This is a genomic window from Nonomuraea sp. IBHARD001 (assembly GCF_056106265.1).
In genome coordinates this window covers 58,733-76,788 of sequence record NZ_JBWBBW010000002.1, presented here as the reverse complement: position 1 = coordinate 76,788, position 18,056 = coordinate 58,733, and the positions used below count along the sequence as shown (strand labels likewise).

Annotated in this window: 27 protein-coding genes and 1 tRNA gene; 15 read left to right on the top strand and 13 right to left on the bottom strand. The window is 67.3% G+C overall.

What is annotated here, in order from left to right; translation table 11 throughout:
* The first annotated feature begins 275 nt into the window (after positions 1-275).
* Positions 276-1,280, top strand: a complete 1,005-nt coding sequence (locus tag ACTWNK_RS02420; RefSeq protein WP_474301842.1) for a sugar ABC transporter substrate-binding protein — start codon at positions 276-278, stop codon at positions 1,278-1,280.
* Here ACTWNK_RS02420 and ACTWNK_RS02415 read toward each other — a convergent pair.
* The 6 genes from ACTWNK_RS02415 to ACTWNK_RS02390 form a co-directional block, all read right to left on the bottom strand.
* Positions 1,277-2,401 carry a TolB-like translocation protein gene (locus tag ACTWNK_RS02415; protein WP_474301841.1) on the bottom strand — a complete coding sequence of 375 codons (1,125 nt, stop codon included), beginning with the start codon at positions 2,399-2,401 and terminating at the stop codon, positions 1,277-1,279. The two genes, ACTWNK_RS02420 and ACTWNK_RS02415, sit on opposite strands and share 4 nt — an antisense overlap.
* Positions 2,398-2,916: a SigE family RNA polymerase sigma factor gene (locus ACTWNK_RS02410; RefSeq protein ID WP_474301840.1), complete on the bottom strand. Its 519-nt coding sequence runs from the start codon at positions 2,914-2,916 to the stop codon at positions 2,398-2,400. Before ACTWNK_RS02410 ends, ACTWNK_RS02415 begins: the two co-directional genes overlap by 4 nt.
* A 54-nt stretch (positions 2,917-2,970) precedes the next feature.
* Positions 2,971-3,657 carry a hypothetical protein gene (locus tag ACTWNK_RS02405; RefSeq protein ID WP_474301839.1) on the bottom strand — a complete coding sequence of 229 codons (687 nt, stop codon included), beginning with the start codon at positions 3,655-3,657 and terminating at the stop codon, positions 2,971-2,973.
* A gap of 4 nt (positions 3,658-3,661) precedes the next feature.
* Positions 3,662-3,901 carry a hypothetical protein gene (locus ACTWNK_RS02400; RefSeq protein ID WP_474301838.1) on the bottom strand — a complete coding sequence of 80 codons (240 nt, stop codon included), beginning with the start codon at positions 3,899-3,901 and terminating at the stop codon, positions 3,662-3,664.
* 117 nt (positions 3,902-4,018) lie between these two features.
* On the bottom strand, positions 4,019-4,396 hold the full coding sequence (locus tag ACTWNK_RS02395; RefSeq protein WP_474301837.1) for a YbaB/EbfC family nucleoid-associated protein: 378 nt from the start codon (positions 4,394-4,396) through the stop codon (positions 4,019-4,021).
* A gap of 13 nt (positions 4,397-4,409) precedes the next feature.
* Positions 4,410-4,799, bottom strand: coding sequence for a YbaB/EbfC family nucleoid-associated protein (locus ACTWNK_RS02390; protein ID WP_474301836.1), 390 nt, complete (start codon positions 4,797-4,799; stop codon positions 4,410-4,412).
* 105 nt (positions 4,800-4,904) lie between these two features.
* Between ACTWNK_RS02390 and ACTWNK_RS02385 the strand changes: the two genes are divergently transcribed.
* The 4 genes from ACTWNK_RS02385 to ACTWNK_RS02370 all read left to right on the top strand — a co-directional run bounded on the left by ACTWNK_RS02385 (position 4,905) and on the right by ACTWNK_RS02370 (position 7,669).
* Entirely contained in the window at positions 4,905-5,225 is a 321-nt protein-coding gene (locus ACTWNK_RS02385; protein ID WP_474301835.1) for a hypothetical protein, read from the top strand.
* A complete protein-coding gene (locus tag ACTWNK_RS02380) occupies positions 5,216-6,160 on the top strand; it encodes a hypothetical protein (protein ID WP_474301834.1) in 945 nt (314 codons plus the stop codon). The genes ACTWNK_RS02385 and ACTWNK_RS02380 overlap by 10 nt, the downstream gene beginning before the upstream one ends.
* A 230-nt stretch (positions 6,161-6,390) precedes the next feature.
* Positions 6,391-7,062: a hypothetical protein gene (locus tag ACTWNK_RS02375; RefSeq protein WP_474301833.1), complete on the top strand. Its 672-nt coding sequence runs from the start codon at positions 6,391-6,393 to the stop codon at positions 7,060-7,062.
* Positions 7,063-7,183: 121 nt separating this feature from the next.
* Positions 7,184-7,669, top strand: a complete 486-nt coding sequence (locus ACTWNK_RS02370; protein WP_474301832.1) for a lamin tail domain-containing protein — start codon at positions 7,184-7,186, stop codon at positions 7,667-7,669.
* Here the strand turns inward: ACTWNK_RS02370 and ACTWNK_RS02365 are convergent.
* A complete protein-coding gene (locus tag ACTWNK_RS02365; protein ID WP_474301831.1) occupies positions 7,654-8,292 on the bottom strand; it encodes a TetR/AcrR family transcriptional regulator in 639 nt (212 codons plus the stop codon). The genes ACTWNK_RS02370 and ACTWNK_RS02365 overlap by 16 nt on opposite strands.
* Before the next feature lie 72 nt (positions 8,293-8,364).
* Between ACTWNK_RS02365 and ACTWNK_RS02360 the strand changes: the two genes are divergently transcribed.
* Positions 8,365-8,868: a hypothetical protein gene (locus ACTWNK_RS02360; RefSeq protein WP_474301830.1), complete on the top strand. Its 504-nt coding sequence runs from the start codon at positions 8,365-8,367 to the stop codon at positions 8,866-8,868.
* Positions 8,869-8,957: 89 nt separating this feature from the next.
* On the opposite strand, the gene ACTWNK_RS02355 is transcribed toward ACTWNK_RS02360, so the two are convergent.
* Positions 8,958-9,311, bottom strand: coding sequence for a hypothetical protein (locus tag ACTWNK_RS02355; RefSeq protein WP_474301829.1), 354 nt, complete (start codon positions 9,309-9,311; stop codon positions 8,958-8,960).
* A 146-nt stretch (positions 9,312-9,457) separates the two neighbouring features.
* On the opposite strand from ACTWNK_RS02355, the gene ACTWNK_RS02350 reads away from it, so the two are divergent.
* The 7 genes from ACTWNK_RS02350 (at position 9,458) to ACTWNK_RS02320 (ending at position 13,299) form a co-directional block, all read left to right on the top strand.
* Positions 9,458-9,661: a hypothetical protein gene (locus tag ACTWNK_RS02350; protein ID WP_474301828.1), complete on the top strand. Its 204-nt coding sequence runs from the start codon at positions 9,458-9,460 to the stop codon at positions 9,659-9,661.
* Positions 9,658-10,197, top strand: coding sequence for a DUF6879 family protein (locus ACTWNK_RS02345; protein ID WP_474301827.1), 540 nt, complete (start codon positions 9,658-9,660; stop codon positions 10,195-10,197). Before ACTWNK_RS02350 ends, ACTWNK_RS02345 begins: the two co-directional genes overlap by 4 nt.
* The gene (locus tag ACTWNK_RS02340; RefSeq protein WP_474301826.1) at positions 10,172-11,005 is read left to right on the top strand and encodes a helix-turn-helix domain-containing protein; all 834 of its coding nucleotides are present in this window, start codon (positions 10,172-10,174) and stop codon (positions 11,003-11,005) included. The genes ACTWNK_RS02345 and ACTWNK_RS02340 overlap by 26 nt, the downstream gene beginning before the upstream one ends.
* Positions 11,006-11,129: 124 nt before the next feature.
* Positions 11,130-11,363 carry a hypothetical protein gene (locus tag ACTWNK_RS02335; RefSeq protein ID WP_474301825.1) on the top strand — a complete coding sequence of 78 codons (234 nt, stop codon included), beginning with the start codon at positions 11,130-11,132 and terminating at the stop codon, positions 11,361-11,363.
* A 124-nt stretch (positions 11,364-11,487) separates the two neighbouring features.
* On the top strand, positions 11,488-12,111 hold the full coding sequence (locus ACTWNK_RS02330) for a hypothetical protein (protein ID WP_474301824.1): 624 nt from the start codon (positions 11,488-11,490) through the stop codon (positions 12,109-12,111).
* Positions 12,112-12,169: 58 nt separating this feature from the next.
* Positions 12,170-12,781 (top strand): hypothetical protein, encoded by a 612-nt coding sequence (locus ACTWNK_RS02325; protein WP_474301823.1) that lies wholly within the window; start codon positions 12,170-12,172, stop codon positions 12,779-12,781.
* Between the two features lie 107 nt (positions 12,782-12,888).
* A complete protein-coding gene (locus ACTWNK_RS02320; protein WP_474301822.1) occupies positions 12,889-13,299 on the top strand; it encodes a RidA family protein in 411 nt (136 codons plus the stop codon).
* Between the two features lie 90 nt (positions 13,300-13,389).
* On the opposite strand, the gene ACTWNK_RS02315 is transcribed toward ACTWNK_RS02320, so the two are convergent.
* On the bottom strand, positions 13,390-13,842 hold the full coding sequence (locus ACTWNK_RS02315) for a C40 family peptidase (protein ID WP_474301821.1): 453 nt from the start codon (positions 13,840-13,842) through the stop codon (positions 13,390-13,392).
* 1,342 nt (positions 13,843-15,184) lie between these two features.
* Here ACTWNK_RS02315 and ACTWNK_RS02310 point away from each other — a divergent pair.
* Positions 15,185-15,544: a tyrosine-type recombinase/integrase gene (locus ACTWNK_RS02310; RefSeq protein WP_474310817.1), complete on the top strand. Its 360-nt coding sequence runs from the start codon at positions 15,185-15,187 to the stop codon at positions 15,542-15,544.
* Positions 15,545-15,600: 56 nt separating this feature from the next.
* Here the strand turns inward: ACTWNK_RS02310 and ACTWNK_RS02305 are convergent.
* The 4 genes from ACTWNK_RS02305 to ACTWNK_RS02290 all read right to left on the bottom strand — a co-directional run bounded on the left by ACTWNK_RS02305 (position 15,601) and on the right by ACTWNK_RS02290 (position 17,453).
* A tRNA-Ala gene (locus ACTWNK_RS02305) sits at positions 15,601-15,676 on the bottom strand.
* Between the two features lie 16 nt (positions 15,677-15,692).
* Entirely contained in the window at positions 15,693-16,406 is a 714-nt protein-coding gene (locus ACTWNK_RS02300; RefSeq protein WP_474301820.1) for an HAD-IA family hydrolase, read from the bottom strand.
* 11 nt (positions 16,407-16,417) lie between these two features.
* Complete coding sequence (locus ACTWNK_RS02295) at positions 16,418-16,537, bottom strand: DLW-39 family protein (protein ID WP_474301819.1); 120 nt, start codon at positions 16,535-16,537, stop codon at positions 16,418-16,420.
* A gap of 289 nt (positions 16,538-16,826) precedes the next feature.
* Positions 16,827-17,453, bottom strand: a complete 627-nt coding sequence (locus ACTWNK_RS02290; RefSeq protein WP_474301818.1) for a TetR/AcrR family transcriptional regulator — start codon at positions 17,451-17,453, stop codon at positions 16,827-16,829.
* Positions 17,454-17,581: 128 nt separating this feature from the next.
* On the opposite strand from ACTWNK_RS02290, the gene ACTWNK_RS02285 reads away from it, so the two are divergent.
* On the top strand, positions 17,582-18,055 hold the full coding sequence (locus ACTWNK_RS02285; protein ID WP_474301817.1) for a hypothetical protein: 474 nt from the start codon (positions 17,582-17,584) through the stop codon (positions 18,053-18,055).
* Position 18,056: the final 1 nt, after the last annotated feature.

The window sequence follows — 18,056 nt, the reverse complement described above, 5'->3', positions numbered from 1 at the left end:
CCTGTCGTCGCCCTGATGGCCGTGAAATCGGATCGAAATGCCGATGCGGTCGCAGAGCCTTTACAGTCTCCAAGGCGTACGCGAGAGTGACGGGTACCACAAAGTCACCCGGCCGCCCAGGAGCCAGGTTGAAATCAGCGAGAAGGAAATCCGGGGTCGGCGGGCGGTTGAAATCGGAGACCAGCCGGCGAAAAGACCTGCTCACTGAGCTGCTGATATCACTGACCAGCGGCCTCATCCTGGCAGTGGGCGCCAACGGCCTCACCATGACCGTCATGCCCGTCCCGACCGGCTCGCTCCCGCTGTGGCTGCTGATCGCGGCCATTCCCACGACGGCCCTGCTGACGTTCTTCCTGACCCGCCACCTGCTGTACGGAAACGCCGACCAGGCCTTCGTCGTGATGTCGGCGTTCAGCCAGACGCGGTGGCAGGGCGACGTGCTCGACTCGTTGTCACGCTCGCTCGACCAGCACGGCGTCGACCTGGTGGTGAAGCTGCCCGCGCACGACCACAGCGGCAGGAGCCAGGTCATGCACCTGGACACGATCCGCAGGCGCAGACCGGCCTACATCGGTGGATTCATCCTGCCCGAGCAGCCCGTCCGGATCGCACGCGAGCTGACCGCGTTCTGCGAGGCGATCAACCGCCCGGTCGTCTTCATCGATGTGCGGCCCTTCTCCAGCGAGGACGCCTACCCCGACAACGCCGCGTTCGTCGGCTGCGACGCCTACGAAATCGGGGAGAAGGCCGCCCAATGGGTGGCCAACGAACTGACCGACCGGCCCATCGAGAACCCCTCCGTCCTGATCGTCGGCGGCGACGCCCAGGCAGGCCGTAGCACCAGATTCGCCGAACGTATTAAGGAAATGGTCCCCTCGGTGAAACTGGAGACGAACCTGCTGGGCCAGTTCGCCCGCGAACAGGCGCGCAGAATAGTCGGCCACCATCTACGCCACCGCCAGCCGGGCGAGACCGTGAACGCCATCTTCTGCACGAACGACGAAATGGCACTGGGCGCTCTCGACGCCGTACAGGAAAATGCGGCGACCGGAATAGTGCCCAACGACCTGGTCATCATCGGGGTCGACGGAATCGCCGAGGCCCTCGCCACCATCAACGCCGACACCTCGCCCTTCCGGGCGACGATCGCCCAGGATCCCAAGCGGATAGCCGAGGTCGCCGTCGACACGCTGCTGCGCATGCGCTCGGCCGAACAGGTACCCACCGAGCACTACGTCCCCACGACGACCTATCCCCGTCAGGGGCGTGACCGGCCCTAGTTGTTCACCGTGCCCGGCAGGACGAGCTGGGCCGTGTTGAGGAGGTAGCTGGTCACCACGCGGGCCTTGCCCGTGGTGAGGTCGACCAGGTAGCCGAAGGCGCCCGACCTGCCCGTCCAGAGCAGCTGCAGCTCCGAGGCGCTCCGCCACAACGACAGGTTCTCGATGCCGCCGCTCGTCGGCTTGGGCAGCCCTTGGACGACGACCTTCCTGACCAGGCGGCCCGACCTGACGTCGACCAGGCTGATCACTCCCTTCGACCAGTCCTTCGTGTGGTAGTCGAATGCGGCGATCGTCCTGCCGTCGGGGGCGAGCTCGCTGGAGGGCAGGTACAGCCTGTCCAGCCTGACCTTCCTGCCTCCGCCTCCCATGGGCATCAGCCACAGATCCTGCTTGGAGTACCTCATCAGCGCGACGACGCCGTCCTTGACGCCGAGCAGCCGGTACCGGTAGTCGATCGGTGTCGTCCTGCCGGTCGACATGTCGATCAGCTGACCCGGCTCCTTGCTGCCGACGCGCGGGTCGAAGGCCAGGTAGCGTCCGTCGTCGGAGAGCGCGAGCTCGGTGCCCGGCCCCAGGCGCTTCTCCTCGATCTTGACGGGAGAGATCGTCCTGCGCCCCTCCACCAGGTCGTGGACGACGTGCGCACCGGCCTTGACACTGTAGTAGGCGAACCATCGCCCGTCCCTGCTGATCGCGACCGGCATGCCCTTGCCGTACGGCCTGACCAGCGCGTCCGGAACCCTGTAGGTCCCGGCCGCACGCGTGACGACCCGCCAGTCGACGCCTGTGCAGTCGGGAGGCCCCTTCTTCGCCTTCTCCCCTTCCGTGCACGTCGGCATGTAGGCCAGGTTGATCGCCCCGACCTTCCCGTCGGGCAGGACGGGCACCGTGTCCATCCCGCTGGTGTTCATCCCGCTGGTCGTCGCCACCTCGGCGGCCTGCGTACGCGGCAGGGTCAGTGTGGCCGCCGCCGCCCCCAGCACCGCGACCGCCGCCACCGCGCTCAGCAGCACGGCGCCTCGCCGTCTGCGCCGATGGACGGTGATGGCCCCCTCGACCAGATTCACCGAAGGCGCCTCGTCGGCGATGGCGTCCAGCGTTTCGTGCAGCCTGTTCATCGGGCCACCTCCTTGACCTGGTGATCGATCAGCAGATGCGCCAGCTCCGGCGCGACCGTACGTAATCTGGTCAGCGCGTGATGCGCCTGGCTCTTGACCGTCCCGACCGAACAACCGAGCGTCTCGGCGGCCTGCACCTCGGTGAGGTCCTCCCAGAAGCGCAGGACGAGTACGGCACGCTGCTTGCGCGTGAGCTTGGCCAGCGCCTGCCGCAGGACGATCCGGTCGAGCACGGCCTCGTCGTAGGAGACGCCCCGCTCGGGCGGCGCGGCGCTCGACACCTCGGGTCTGGCCCGCCGCCACCAGGAGATGTACTGGTTGACCAGCGCCTTACGGGTGTACGCCTCGGGATTGCCGTTCCTGGACAGCTTGTGCCAATGCCCGGCCACACTGGCCAGCACGCTCTGCAGCAGGTCCTCGGCGAGGTGGGCGTCCCCCGTGAGCAGGTAGGCGGCCCGCATCAGCGCCTGCTGACGCGAGAGCACGAACTCCCTGAAGCCCTCTTCATCTCGCATGTCATCACCCCTCGCCCGTCCCAACGTCAGGGACCGGCGAAAGGGTTGTACGTCTCAGGGAAGTGCCCGCGGTTTCTTCACCTTGGCCGCCGCCGCCCTGCCCAGCGCGCCCGTGGCGAGGGACGCGGCCAGGCCGGGCAGCAGGCCGCCGACGGCCCGGTCGGGGTTGGTGGCGAAGGTGTCCAGGCCGATGGCGGCCCCGGCGGCCGAGGCCGGGTCGCGTACGGCGGCGAGCACGGCCTGGGCGAGGTCGTCGACCGTGCGTTCCCAGCCGAGCCGGTCGACGAACAGGCGGTTGGGCGACAGCTCGATGGCCGCCCTGGTCAGGTCGATCACGCCTTCGGCGAGGCCCTTCGCCTGCTCGGCGACGGGGTTGCCCGAGTTCAGGTCCGGGTCGGCCAGGTCCCGCAGCCGCTGGCCCGCCTGCTCGGCGATGCTGCCGTGCGTGGGCAGCACGGCCCCGGGCGCGACCAGGGCGGAGTCGACATAGACCTGCTCGGCGCCCTTGCCGTCGAGGTCCATCCGCTCCAGCAGGAGCAGCCGCCGGTGGATCTGCGGCCCCTGCTCGCCCGCCCATGCGGCGACCTGGCGGATGGCGTCGGCCGCGAGCGGCGGGAGCAGGGCCTCGCGCATGACCTCCCACAACTCCTCGCCGATCTCGGCCAGGGAGGCTTCGGCACTGCTCAGCGCGTCCTTCAGCGATCTGACACCATCGGGGACCATGCCCTCGAGCCCGGTCACGGATTCAGCCGTGCGTGTCGGCGGGAGTACGGGCCAGCAGCGCCCGCAGTTCGTGCACCGCCTGGCGGCTCGCCCGCAGCAGCACCTGCCGCTGGCCTGCCAGGTCCTGGCCGAAACGCTGGGCGGCCTGCCCGGTCCAGACGTCCTGCGCCATGAGCGCCACCACGCGGTCGAGCCCGCCCTCCGCCTCGTCGGCCAACGCCTCGGCCCGGCGCAACGCGTGTTCGATGTGATCCCGTGTCATGCACGACTCCCTGAGGCACGACGACCAGCGAAAGATCAAGAGGCGCCCTATTGCACTGCGGCCACCGCGATGAGCGCAAGACCCTCACGGGATTGATCTCACACACCTCCGGGCTTCTCACTCCCACTCGGACAGCAGCTGCTCCAGGTGGTCGTTCGCCTCGGCCGGGTCGTAGCCGGGTATGGTCTCGCGCATGAGGTTGTAGGTCTGGCGCTGGGCGTCGTCGCAGGCCATACGGACCGCGATGAGCGTCTCCCGGGCCAGCTCCGCGCTCGCCGTGCGGACGGCGCGCGGGCCGTAGGCGATCCGGAGCACACGGCCGTTCACATCGACCGTGGCCGTGACCTGGCCGGACGGGGCCCCGGCCGTGCCGACGATCTGGTCGAGCTCGTCCTGGGCGTCCTCCAGCCAGGCGAGCAGCCGCTCACCCTGGCGGGCGGCCTCCTCGATGTCGCTCTGCCTGATGTCGGCCGGGTCGTACCCGTGCTCGAACACTCGCCCTCCGAACTCAGAGTAGATCCCGTGCTGCCTGTTCGACCCGTTCGCGGACGAAGGCGGCGTCCAGCGGCTCCGGCAGGGCGCCGATGCCGGCCTCGGCCTCATCGGCGATCTTGCGGGCCATGCGCTCCGCCTCGTCCTGGGCCGCGCGGAGCACCGCGGTGACCTCGCGGCCGAGTGCCGCCTCGCCGCGCCGCAGCGCCCTGGGGTCGATGGACAGCGAGGTCAGTCCGCCCTGGCCGTCGGCCGTGGCCTCCACGTATCCGTCGTCGCTGCGCGCCCTGCCCTCGACCTGCATGATCGCAGCCTGCGCCGCCTTGAGGTCGCGGACGATGCCCTGCCCCTGGGCGACGTACGCGGCGAGATATTCGACGTCGTCCTCCGGCCTGGGTACCGGCATATCGACCTCCTTCGACAGACGAGCGGGCACGAGTCTAAGCGATCTATCTCTCATGTCCAGGAAGTGCCGCAAACACCGCAATACCGTCCTATATGGTCGTTTGGCATGACCGGAATTGAGATCGCGACCGGCGAGGTGGAGTCCTACGCCGCGCGGATCAGGACCCATGGCGAGGACTACGGCGCCGCGCCCGGCACCCTGCGGACCGGCGGCGACGGCGTGTCCTCGTGGGGGGACTGCGGCCTCTTCGCCATGTTCACCAACGTCTACGCCGAATGCCGTGACACCTCGGTCGCGGCGCTCGACGCCCTGCACACCGTGATCGGCACGACGGGCGACGGCCTGCGGCAGACGGCCGTGAGCACCCGCGACGTCGAAGCGCTCAACGCCGCCGCCGTCGACGACCTCGGCCGGTCATGGCGGTGACCCTGCCTCCGGCGCTCGCCGGGGTGATGTCGATGCTCGGCCCGTTTCCCGCCATCGACGAGGACCAGATCCGTAAGGAACGCGACGCCGTACGCACGGCTCATGCCACGACCGCGCAGGCCTCGGCCGGGACCGACGCGACGGTACGCAACACCCAGCAGGCCTACCAAGGCCGCTCGGCCACCGCGATGGCCTCGTACTGGGACACGACCGGCGCGGGCAACGGCCACATGGCGCAGGCCAACGCCGCGCTGAAGATCACACCCATCGCGCTCGAAGGCACGGCGGGCGTGGTGTCAGCGGTGAAGGTGGTGGCGGGCACCCAGGCCATGTTCACCACGGTCGAGGTGACCAGGCTGCTCATGTTCGGCGGCCTGACCGGCGCCACCGCCGCCACCGCCCGCATCCTCATGAGACGCCAGGCGTACGGCAGGGCCCTGCGCGAGGCGGGCGAAGGCACGGGCAAGGTCATCGCGCCGCTGCTGCGCACCAAGTCGACCCAGCGGATGCGCGACATCCTGGACAACCTCAAGCTGCCCCGCGGCCCGATGGGCCCACGCCTGGCCGTCGCCGGTCCGCGAGGAGGCGTACCGCTGCGTCCTTCCGGACTGCGCAACCCCCAGGGCCCTCGTTCGGTCCGGGACGGCATCGCCCAGATGGGCCGGCGCAACAACAGGTCGGACGGCAACTCCAGAGGCGGCAGAGGCGGCGGTCGCCAGTCGGGCGGCATGGACGAGACCGGCAAGTTCCACGGCGAAATCCCGCAGAGCACGAGGGGAATGACGGCCGACCAGAAGGAGAAACTCAAGCGCGACCTGGAGGCCAGCATCAGGACACGCAAGAAGGAGGAGGAGAGACTGGGCGTCGAGACCGGCCATGCGGAGAGAGTGAGACGCGAAGAGGGGGCCTTGAGAAGGCTCTTCGGGAGAGGCTAGGCGGGTGCTCGGTGCACCTTCTTCGGGACTCGGTGCACCTTCTTCGGGAGAGGACTCGCCGGACCTTCCTGGGAGAGCTGATAGACCTTCGGAACCTTCCCGGGAAAGCTGATAGACCTTCGGAACCTTCCCGGGAGAGCTGACGGACCTTCGGAAACAGCTACGCCGGAGTTCGGGCGACCATGGGAAACAACTGCGCCAGAGTTTGGCCGACACGACTGGGAACGGATATGCCGACGCACACGGGTGACGAGTTGATCGAGCTCCTCCTCACGCACTCCGCCGACGACGCCGTCGTCGGTCCCGCGTCCAACGACCTGCTGAGCGCGTTCTTCGACGGCTACGACGTGGCGAACCTCGTCAGGCTGCTGCACAGCGACGACGACAAGGTCGTGCGCACGGGCGCGTGGCTGCTGTCGGAGCTCGGCGACCTGGCGGCGCCGCTGATGAGCGAGGTTCCGGTCCTGCTGGCCGGCCCGCTGCGCCAGGGACGCTTCTTCGCCGTCGACGCCGTCATGGCGAACGCGGGCGCAGGCGACGGGCCTGTCATCGCCCAGGTGCTGACCCTGAGCCGCGACCCCGACGACGCCGTGCGCTGGAAGGTGCTCGGCTTCCTCGCCACCGCCTCGACCGAACAGCTGACCGCCGGGGCCGCGTCCGTGGCTGACGAGCAGCTCAAGGAGCTCACCGACTGGCTGGTACGCCTGGAGAGCGAGGACTACGACCCGCGCGAGATCGTCGCCGGGCTGGAGGGCGACGACGCCGTGGTCAGGCTGTTCGCCGCGGCCGCCGCCTCCAGCCTGTCCGACGAGGGCGACACGAACCTGCTGGCCCACGCGGCGACCGCCGAGGACGAGGAGATCCGCTCGTACGCGCTGCAACAACTCGACGAACTCCAATAGGAACCCCAGCTTGGCGGCATATCCGGAGATATCAAACCGATACGGGAACGTTCCAAGTACGGCAATCGCCGGGAATATCATGCGATTTGCTCATGCCGTCCCCGGCCTTCGGAGAAATGCCATGCGTACCCGTTCCCTGGCCATTTCCGCCGCCCTCGCCGCCAGTGTGACCAGTGTGATCTGCGCTGCGGGCCAGCCCGCCCATGCCGCCGGCCCCGCCGTACAGATCACCAAGATCTACTACGACTCCCCCGGCTCGCCGGACAACGGCGCCAACAGCAGTGTGAACGGCGAGTACATCCAGCTCAAGAACACCACCCGCCGGGCGGTCAGCCTCAAGGGCTGGAGCGTCCACGACGACACCACCAGGGACGACCACGTCTACGTCTTCGGCGCCTACACCCTGCGCGCCGGGAAGACCGTCACCCTGCGCACCGGAGTCGGCCGCGACACCACGACCACCAAGTACTGGGGCCGCAGCGGCAGCGGCACCTTCACCTACATCTGGAACCAGACCAAGGACATCGGCTACCTCCGCAACGCCTCCGGCCGGGTCGTCGACTCGTGCGCGTACAACTCCTCACGAGCGGACTACAAGCTCTGCTGATCACCGGTGGTCAGGCCGGCCAGGTGGGTGGTCAGGGCGGCGGTCATCGTGTCCGGGTCGAGGCGGCCCGGATGAAGTACGGCCTGCAGGGACATGCCGTCGATCAGCGCGCACAGCGTGCGGGCGGCCAGGGGGATGTCGGTGCCCGGGCGCAGGCGGCCGGTGCGGTGCGCGCCCTCCAGCACGCGGGTGGTCAGCGCGAGCAGCCCGTCGTAGAGCTCGTCGGTATGCGGGCGCAGGTCGGGCTGGGTACGGGCGGCGGTGATGAAGGCCAGCCACACGATGCTCTCGCGCCGCCGCCGGTCGTCGAGCGGCAGCACCTCCGACAGCATGCGCACGACCGTTTCACGGCGTTCGTCCGGCGGGAGGGGCTCGGTGGTGTCCAGCAGGCGTTCGGCATGGGCGGTCAGACGCTCGGAGACGCGCTCGCTCATCGCCCGCATCGCGAACACCATCAGCTCGGTGTGCGAGGTGAAGTAATGCCGCACCGAGCCGATCGCCAGCCCCGCCTCGGCCGCCACCTGGCGTAGCGACGCCTGCTCCAGGCCGTCGCGCTCCACCACGCGGAACACCGCCTCGACCACGGCGAGACGCCGCTCCTTCGGATCCACGAGCTTCGGCACCCTTCTTTTATAGCACGGTCGTGCTACATTTTTTTAGCATGTACGTGCTACCAAACTTCCCCGGAGGACCTCATGGAAGGACCGTTGCTGGTCGTCGTCGTGGCCGCGCTGGTGATCGGCGTGGTCGTCAGGAGGTTCATGGGGACGGCGCTCAGCGCACGCGACCTGTTCCTGCCGCCGGTCGTCCTGGTCGGGATCGGCGTGCTCGGCCTGGTCAGGACCGTACATCCGAGCGGTCGCGACATCGCCTGGGTCGCGGGCGCCTCCGTCGCCGGACTGGCGTTCGGCGCGGTGCGCGGACTCACACCACGCCTGTTCGCCAGGCACGGCCACCTCTGGCAGCGCTACACGATCTGGACCCTGCTCGTCTGGGCCGCGTCGATGGCGACGAACCTGGGCATCGGCGCACTCGCCTCATCGGCCGGAGTCGCGGAGCAGGCACGACCGATCACGCTGTCGATCGGCGTCAGCCTGCTCGGCGAAGCCGCCACCCTCGGCTGGCGCGCCCTGATGACCGGCCTGCCGTTCGCACCCGAAGGGCGGGTACGCCTTGGGGTGAGGGACACCGATCGGTAAGGCGGGGCGGGCCGCGCTTTCCGGGCTCCGACAGTCCGCTTTCTTGGCTTCGCCTTCCGGGCTCCGACAACCCGCTTTCCCGGCTGCGTCTAGCGCAACCACCGCAACGCCGCGTCCACACAGTCCACAGGACTCCTGTTGAACGCAATCGCCGCCTCGGGCGCATGTCTGCGAACCAAATTCACGACCGTCTCGAAAAACTCCAGCAACGGCTCGTGCTTACGAATCCCACCCCCGACGACCACACACCTGTACGCCTTCCCCCGCAACGCCTCGACCACAGCCGCCTCCCCCTCCGCATCGGCCGTGACCAAACACCAATCCACCTCGATCCCCCGCTCGTCGAACCGCTCCTGCCCCCGCACCATTGCCCTCTGCACCGGCCCAGGATCCCAACCATCGATCCTGGCCGGATCCAACCCAATAACCATCACCTCGGCCATCGGCACCCCCTCTCCTCGTTCCTCATCGTGATGGTAAATGCTGCCTGCCCACGGAACTCCACTGTCACTCGGACAGCACCTTGACGCATTCACATGCACATCTGAGCATCAAGGCGATGACATCCACACGCTCAGGAAGGTCGCTCATGAAGCTCACCCTGCTCGGCGTCTCCAGCGGCAAGAACGGCTGTCCGGCCCTCTACGCGACCGATCGCGGCACCTACGTCGTCCAAGGAAAGTACGTACACGACGAGGAGGCACTCGCCGGCCTCGCCGGCCTGCGGGAGGACGAGTTCTATGTCGAGGTCCCGGCCGAACTCCTGAACTTCGTACCGCGAGGGGCGAAGTGAAGACGTTCGTCGACGTCCCGGGGTTCGTCGCCGCACTGCACGCCTTCAGGCACACCGCGTTCCGGCTCGAAGTCCGGGATCGGTACGACGAGCCCGGCGAGCGGCCTGTCCTGGGCCGATTCCTGGCGACGGGCGAGGTCGACGGCACGTACATGGACGACTGGATCGCCGAGTTCGCCCCGCGCACCGCAGGTGGTGAGCGCATGGAGCGTGTGCGGGTGGTGTCGCGGCCGCACTCCGACTACACGCGCTTCGGGCTGCGCCTGGCCGTGCACAACATCGCGGCCGGAGAGGACATTCGCTACCTGTCTCGCGACCGGGCTCACGGGCTCGACCTGCCTGGTCATGACTTCTGGCTGGTCGATTCGTCCTTGCTGCTGATCCTGCGGTTCGCGGAGGATGACATCCTGCTCGGAGCCGATCTGGTGACCGACCCGGCGATCGTGGTGAAGCACTGCTACTACCGGGACGTGGCCCAGCACTACGCCGTCCCCTGGCAGGAGTATGTGAGTGTCGACGTTCCAGAAGGCCCGTGAGGCGCTCGGGCTCCGCCTCCGTGAGCTTCGGCGAGACGCCAGGCTGAACGGCCAGGACATCGCCGAGGCCCACGGCTGGCACCGTACGAAGATCAGCAAGATCGAGACCGGCAAGCAGACGCCGTCGGACGCCGATCTCGAAGCGTGGGCGGCGGCGTGTGGCGTTCCGGAGCGTACTCCCGAACTCATTGCCGCTCTGCGCTCGCTGGAGGGCCAGTACCTGGAGTTCCGGCGTCTCTTTCGCGGCGGTATGACCGGTCGGCAACACACCTTCGCCGAGGCCGAGGCCGGAGCCGCGTTCATCCGCAACTTCGAGACCTGCTTCGTTCCCGGGCTGCTGCAGACGCCGGAGTACGCCCGATACCGCCTGGCCGAGGCCGTGGCGTACGACGGGGCCCACGATGACCTCGATGAGGCGGTCGCCGCCCGTATGCATCGCCAGCAGATCCTGTACAGCGGGCGCCGCTTCCACTTCGTCATGACCGAGGCCGTACTGCGTCTACGGCTGTGCCCGCCCGACGTCCTGCTCGGGCAGTTGGAGAAGCTCTCGGTGGCCTCGACGTTGCGCTCGATCCACATGGGGGTCATTCCGTTCGAGGTCGTCTATCCCGTCGCGCCCGTACACGGCTGGTGGATCTTCGACGATCGCCAGGTATCGGTCGAAACACTCACCGCCGCCGTGACCGTCGACCAGCCTCAGGAGGTCGGTACCTTTCTGACCGCGTTCGCCCGGCTCGCCGACTGCGCGGTCTACGGCCGCGAGGCCAGGGAGGTCATCGAGCGCGCCGCTGCCGGTCTTGCTCTGTAGTCGAGGTGCTTCACAGTGCTCGGGGAAGCCTGGTGCTCGACGCTGTGCGCATCTTGACGCACTGTGCTTTCCGCTCGCTCCTGCTGCGGCCTACCGTCCCTGCCATGGGACAGGACGATGCCGCATGATCCCCCTCGACAGGCTATGGACTCCCGCACCCGGCGACGCCTACGACGAGATGCTGCTCAAGGCGCTCGACGCCCTCCTGACGTGCCCGCCTGGCGGTCGAGTCGCCTTCGACCTCAGCGCACACGCCCTGGCCGCCGCCGCCCGGGCCGGTCTCACCGCCGAGCAACTCCGCGATCGCGTGCTCGCCGACGCTTTCCGCGTTTACCTGGGCCGACTCAGGCACGGGTGAGTGTCCAGGTTTTTCGGCCGCGTGATGGCAATCCGGTTCGATCACGTTCCGGGTGATGTGGTCATCCTCGGTGCGGGGCGGCGCGTCTCCTGAACGTCCTGTCACAGTTCTCCCAGGAGTCACCATGCGCGGGTTGCGGAGTATCGTCGCCGTCGGTTTGTCGCTCGTCGTCGCCTTGGTCGCCGCCCCGGCTCCCGGTCATACCGCCACGGCTCCCCGGATCTATCGCGGAGTCGGCGACAGCGTGGTCACGATCAAGACGACCTCGAAGCCGAGTATCGCCAAGATCTCCCACAACGGAGAGCAGCACTTCGCCGTCTGGGCCCTCACCCCGAAGGGCAAGCAGCACGACCTCCTGGCCAACACGGTCGGGGCGTACAAGGGCACCAGGGCGTTCAACACCCTCTTCTACGCATCGACCTCGACAGCCGCCTTCACCATCAACGCGGACGGGGCGTGGACACTCCAGATCCTGCCGATCGGCTCGGCCCGCTCCTGGCCGATCACCGCCAAGGGCGCAGGGGACGACGTCCTCCGCCTGGCCACTCCCACCCGCGGCCTGCGAACCCTCACCATCCGGCACTCGGGCGAGGGCCATTTCGCGATCTGGGCACTCAGCGCGTCGGGCCGAGCCGACTCCCTGCTGGTGAACGACGTCGGCGCCTACAAGGGCCGCGTCGCCCTGCCCCCGGGCACGAAGTACCTGACGGTCAGCGCCGACGGCCCCTGGTCCATCGTGCGCACATAGGCGTCCTCCTGCGTGACGACCGCTGTCTCATGAGTCCCTCGAACCGCCGGAGGCACTGGTGAACCACCCGCCCTACGAGGTGATGCCCGAGCGGCGCCCCCACCACGGCGGCCCTGACCGAACGGTCGCGATCGTCGCCACCCTGGTCGCCGTGGTGGCCACCCTGGTCGCGGTCGTGCTCGCCGTACTCCTCCTGACCAGGCCCGTCCCTCAGCAGGCCACAGCCACAGCGGTCACCCCGTCCCCCTCTGCGAGCGCGTCGACGCCTCCACCCAAGCCTCGCCCACCAACCGAACCCCGGACGAGGGCAGCCGCGAAGAAGACCGCGGCCAGGGCATTCGACGCCTACTCGGTCGGCGATTACGGTCGATTCTGGGACACGTGGACCCGGCAGGCCCAGCAGGTGGTGTCCCGCAAGGACTATGTACGCCGCTTCAAACTGTGCCCTCAGAGCGCCCAGGGAATCCGCTGGACCATCCAGGCCGTGACCGTACGCGGTACCCGCGCGACAGTCCGCGCCGCCCGCCTGATCCTGGTCGAGAACTACACCTTGGCCTACCAGTCCGGCAAATGGCGCTTCGCACCCCAGCCGGAAACCCTGGCCCCCTACCGAACGAAGTCCATCGAACAGATCGTCGCCGCGGAAAAGTCCGAAGGCGGCTGCCGCTAGCAGCCATTGGTGGTCGGGCGTCTTGGCCTGCGTAAATGGGAGGCGGCGATCAGGATGCCTCTGTGAGGATGATCGCCCTGCACCTGACGTGAAAGGACTGAACGACCATGCCGAGCGCCATCACGTTGATCCGCGCCACATCACTGTCCGACGTCGCCCAGTACGCCTACGCAGCCACGGCACCCGCCGAGTCACGCCTCATCTTCCTCGCCGGCGCCTGCCCCCTGAACGAGGACGGCTCAACGGCGGCAATCGGCGACTTCGCCGGGCAGGCGGCCAAAACCATCGAGAACATGCAGACAGCCCTCGCCGCCTCCGGCGCATCATTGCAGGACGTCATCAGCACCAGAGTTCTCGTCGCCTCCACCAGACGCGAGGACTTGGTAACCGCCTGGAAGGTGGTCCGGGACTCGTTCGGCACCCACGACGCACCAAGCACCTTGCTGGGCGTCACCGTACTCGGCTATGCCGACCAACTCGTCGAGATCGAAGCAGTCGCCGCCGTCCTCGACTCCTGAACGTAAGGCCATGCCGGGAAAGCTGCATTCACTTCACAGGAGCGGCAGATATCGAGGCTGAGGGTGCTCGTCCCGCTCGAAGATGCGGCCCTACGGGCGGCCCGCTCCATAGTAATTCGCACGATAGTATCCACTGGTCATGCTGGATCTTTCGACCAAGCTACCAGTATGAGGGGCATGAATAAAATACCCCGAGCCCACATATATTCCCACATGACTTCTATTGTCGACGAAAAAAACGAGATCTCCAGGCCTCAGGTCGGAGAGCGACACCCGGCGAGTGGCACTGTATTGATCTGCGGTCGTCCGGGGAAGGGACACTCCCGCCGCAGCCCATGCCTTCTTGGTCAGTCCCGCAGCATCGAAGCACGTCGGACCAGTGCCGCCGTAGCAGTAGCTCTTGCCGATCTGGTCATACGCATAAGCAACAACCGTGTTGTGGGCAAGTGTCGAGACCGAAGTCGCGTTCGCCACTTGCGACGGGGCGGTCACCGCCATTGTCAAACCCATGACCAGTGCCAGCGATCCAAGGTGGAATCGCATGCGTTCTCCTTGAGGAATCGTCTTGCTGGTTGACTGTGCAGTATGGATGATCTTGTTTGTTCAGCCTACTAGCGGCATACAGTCATATCAAGAGGTCTACTGATTCTTTTCATTCTCGAACGCACTCACAGATGTGCAGTACGGCGATGACTTTACGTAACTCGAATGCATGGAGCCGGTAACAAAGGCGCTTGCTGAGGATGAACCGGTTCTTGAGTGATCAGGAGAACGCGCAGAAGGGCGCAGGTCTGCTCGACGACCCACGTTGTCTGCCAGCGTCGGTGATCACGTGGTGTTTGCCGCCGGTCCGTCCTCGGTCGACCGGGGACAGGCCGGTCTGCGGCCCCCTTGTAGCGCCCGGATCTGCGAGAAGTCCACTGCGGCCTGGATACCGGAATCTGCGGCGTCGGTGCGGCAGGAGCGGCGCGATCACCATCCACAACACGAACGCTCCGTCCCAAGATCTGGAGCGGGGCGTTTTGGCTGGTGGAGCCTAGCGGATTCGAACCGCTGACATCCTGCCTGCAAATCGACCGGATCATGCACGTCGGTGGGGCTGACCTGGGCGGCGGGACCTCCACGACGTACCGTGATTGACCGCTGTTGACCGCCCTCAATGGCACGCTAGTGGCACGGCGATCACTCGCCCTTCCTGCGCGAACGCGCACACCCTCCCTGCCGGATCTTCCCGTCTGCCGTCGTCCCGCCCGAAGGGGGAGCGGATCGGGTCATCCCGGAGCCGGAGTACCCCCGCCGGAGGCAACTAGACCTGAGTTGCCAGTTCCGGCAGGCTGGAGCTCCCTCATGAAAGGCTGATCTACCTTGCGATTCGAAGTCTCCGCGGCTCTGATGGCGCTTGTGTCATGGGCGCTCATAGCAGCGCTGTTCTTTTTCCTCGTCTACTGGGCGATACGGCTGGCCATAAGGCATGAGAGAAATCATGGGCGGCAACCGAGCTCGCGGGAATCGGAGAATCGTGCTCGCCACGAGCGCGTGACGGCGGAACGCGTGACACAGCAGCGTGAGTGGGAGGAGCGTCCGATGAGCCAGAACGATCAGCAGGAACCGTCGTAGAACGCCCATGCCTCTGGTGGAACATCTCGCGGCCCGGGCGCGTCGCGCGAGAGAACGCCCCCAGGCCGCACGCACAGCGTGCGGGCGTGCGCGGGCCGCGTGGCGGAGCGCCGCCCTTGATCTGACGGCACGCACGGTTCGGGTTCGGGAACAGCTACTCGAACTTGAGGGCGGAGTTATGCGTATCGGACCGCCCAAGTCGCGGGCCGGCAAGCGGGCGGTCGCAATCCTCTCGGTGATCGTTCCGGTGCTCGCTTAGCACCTCGAGATCTACGTCGATACAGCCGATGACGCATTCGTGTTTCTCGGCAAGCGTGGTGCCTTCCTGCGTGGCGGGAACTTCAGGCGGGAAGCCAAGTGGGCCGAAGCTCTCAAGGAGATGGGCCTCACCGGTCTGCACTTCCACGACCTGCGGCACACGGGCAACACGCTCGCCGCGCAGTCAGGGGCGAGCCTGGCCGACCTCAAGGCGCGCATGGGACACGACAGCGACCGGGCTGCCCTGATCTACCAGCACGCGACGAAGGATGCCGACCAGCGGATCGCCGACGCGCTGAGCGCACAGGTGAAGGCGGCGAGGAAGAAGGCCAAGAAGCGGCGGCGCAAGGAGGCAGGGCCGGACAGCTAATGGCACGTCAATGGCACGAACGCCCCGTTCCAAGATCCGGAACGGGGCGTTTTGGCTGGTGGAGCCTAGCGGATTCGAACCGCTGACATCCTGCTTGCAAAGCAGGCGCTCTGCCAGCTGAGCTAAGGCCCCTTCACCATGACATAGCTTACCGGGCCGTGGCGGCTACCTGGTGCGTGTCGGGGGTGTCGGTGAGGATCAGGGTGGGGAAGTCGGTTGTGGAGTTGAGGATGTGGGTGGCGCCGCCCTTGACGAGGCGTTCGCGGGAGTGGACGCCGTTGAGCAGGCCGGCGACGATCGAGGCGCCGGAGCGGCGGCCGGCGAGCATGTCGTTCTCGGAGTCGCCGAGCACGGCCACGTCGCGTACGTCCTCGATGCCGAGGCGGAGGACGGCGTGCAGGATCATGTCCGGCCAGGGGCGGCCGCGGCCGGCGTCCTCGGGGCAGATGGCGAGGTCGACCTTGTCCACCCAGCCGAGCACGCCGAGCACGCGGCTCAGTGTGTTGCGCGAGAAGCCGGTGATCAGGGCGACGCGCACGCCGGAGCCGCGTAGCTTGTCGAGCACGTCGAGGATGCCGGGCTGCGGCACGAGTCCGGCGCGTTCGATGGCGCCCTCGTAGGAACGTTCGAACGTCAGATTGGCAGCCTGGGCCTGTGGCTCGTTGTCGGGGAACAGGCCGCGGAAGACCTCGATCTTCGGACAGCCCCGGGACCGGTGCACGTGGACCATGGCCCGCGCGTACGCACCGGTGCCGGGGACGATGCCCTGGGTGGCGATGGCCTCGGCGAACGCCCGTTCCACCATCGCGATGTCGCCGATGGTGGTCCCGGCGAGATCAAGACAGGCGAGTTTGATGCTCACGCCACGCCGGTTTAGTTCTCGCTGCCGGTCGCCTCGGTCCAGAGGTCGAGCTCGGCGCGGTCAGCCTGGACCTTGCGCCAAACCAGCAGCCCCCCGAGAGCGATCAGTGCCAGGATGAGCAGCTTCTTCACGGTGTGACCCCACTTCTTCGACGGTCTCACCTGCCGGGGTGAGACAACGCCCGGTTCCAACGGTTGCAAAGCAGCCTAGCAAGGGTTGGGCGTGCTCCCCCTTGCACGCTTGGACCAATTCGGCCGAGACGCGGCATCGGTCCAGGTGAGGCACAGGTGATCGCTGTCCTCCTGATGTCCTAACTTGGACATCCCGTGTCCTATCTTGGACGTTCGACCGGTGTCTCGTCACGTATTTGGGCTCATCGGGCCAGTCGTGTCGTACGTCCGAGCCCATGACCATGCACCGCTACAGCAGTGACGTGCGCATCGTGGTGGTCAGCCAGTGGCGGTAGTCGTCCTCGCGCCAGCCGCATTCCACCACCATCGACCGGTAGTGGGCGGGGTCGTTCAGCAGCCACATGACGTCGACGGCGCGTTCGCCCTCGTGCCTGAGCGCGCCGAGTGATCGAGCGTGTTCGACGACCATGCGCGCCCCGGTCCTGCGGTTGGCCTGGACGCTCGCCCAGAGTTCGCTCATCTCGGGCCCGCTGTCGGCCGCTCGCCGTACCGTTTCGACGATCGCGGCGGCGCGGGCGGCGACGAGGGTGCAGACGTGGGCGTACGCGGTGAGGACCTCGGCGGGGGTGGCGCCCTGCCAGACGGGCTTGAACCAGGGGCGTTGTGCGACGGGCACGGGTTCGTCGTCCCCGGCCATGGCCTCGTCCAGGACCGTGCGCAGCAGGGCGGGCTTGGAGCCGAAGGCGGCCGTCACGGTGGGCCTGGCGACACCGGCATGCGCGGCGACCTCGGCCAGGGAGGTGGCCACGTACCCTCGCGCGACGAACAGCTCGGCGGCTGCGGCGACGATCGTCTGCCGGGTACGGCGGGCGCTGTCCTCACGCAGCGGGGATTGATAGCTCCGCTTCTTGACCACAATGGGAAGAATATCGTTATATTCATCATAACGTCGGTATGCCGAAATAGCGTGATTCTAGGCGAAGCGTGATGAAAAGCACATATTTGCCCATGCATCCCGCTCGGCTCCTCGAAAGGAACGTGCCAATGAAGGCTCTCCGTCTGCTGACGACGGCAGCCGTCGCCTCAGCCGTCCTGTTATCCGTCACCCCGGCCCACGCCCAAGCCCAGGCCCAGGGCACCAAGTCCTGGGGCACCTACTACGCCTCCGGGAACCTCGCCAAGGCCAAGGGCACGGTCACCGCGACCGGCGAGGACCACGCGACGATCCCCACCGCCGACTCCCTCAAGGTCTCGGGCAAGCTCACCGACCTTGCACGCAAGGCGTCGAGCTGCGGCTGGGTGGTGTTCCGCGTGACCTACCTCAAGCAGGGCAACCTGCCGTTCAAGCATCGAAGCTACCGCGACTGCAGCTACAACTCGGCCAAGAGCTTCTCCTTCACCGACCACAACGTCTACCAGGTCGAGGTCAAGGTCTGCGCGGGCGCGAGGACCAGCAAGCCGTCCGACCACTGCCTCTACGCACGCGCTTGGAAGGTCGTCTACCTCTCGCCGTCGTGAC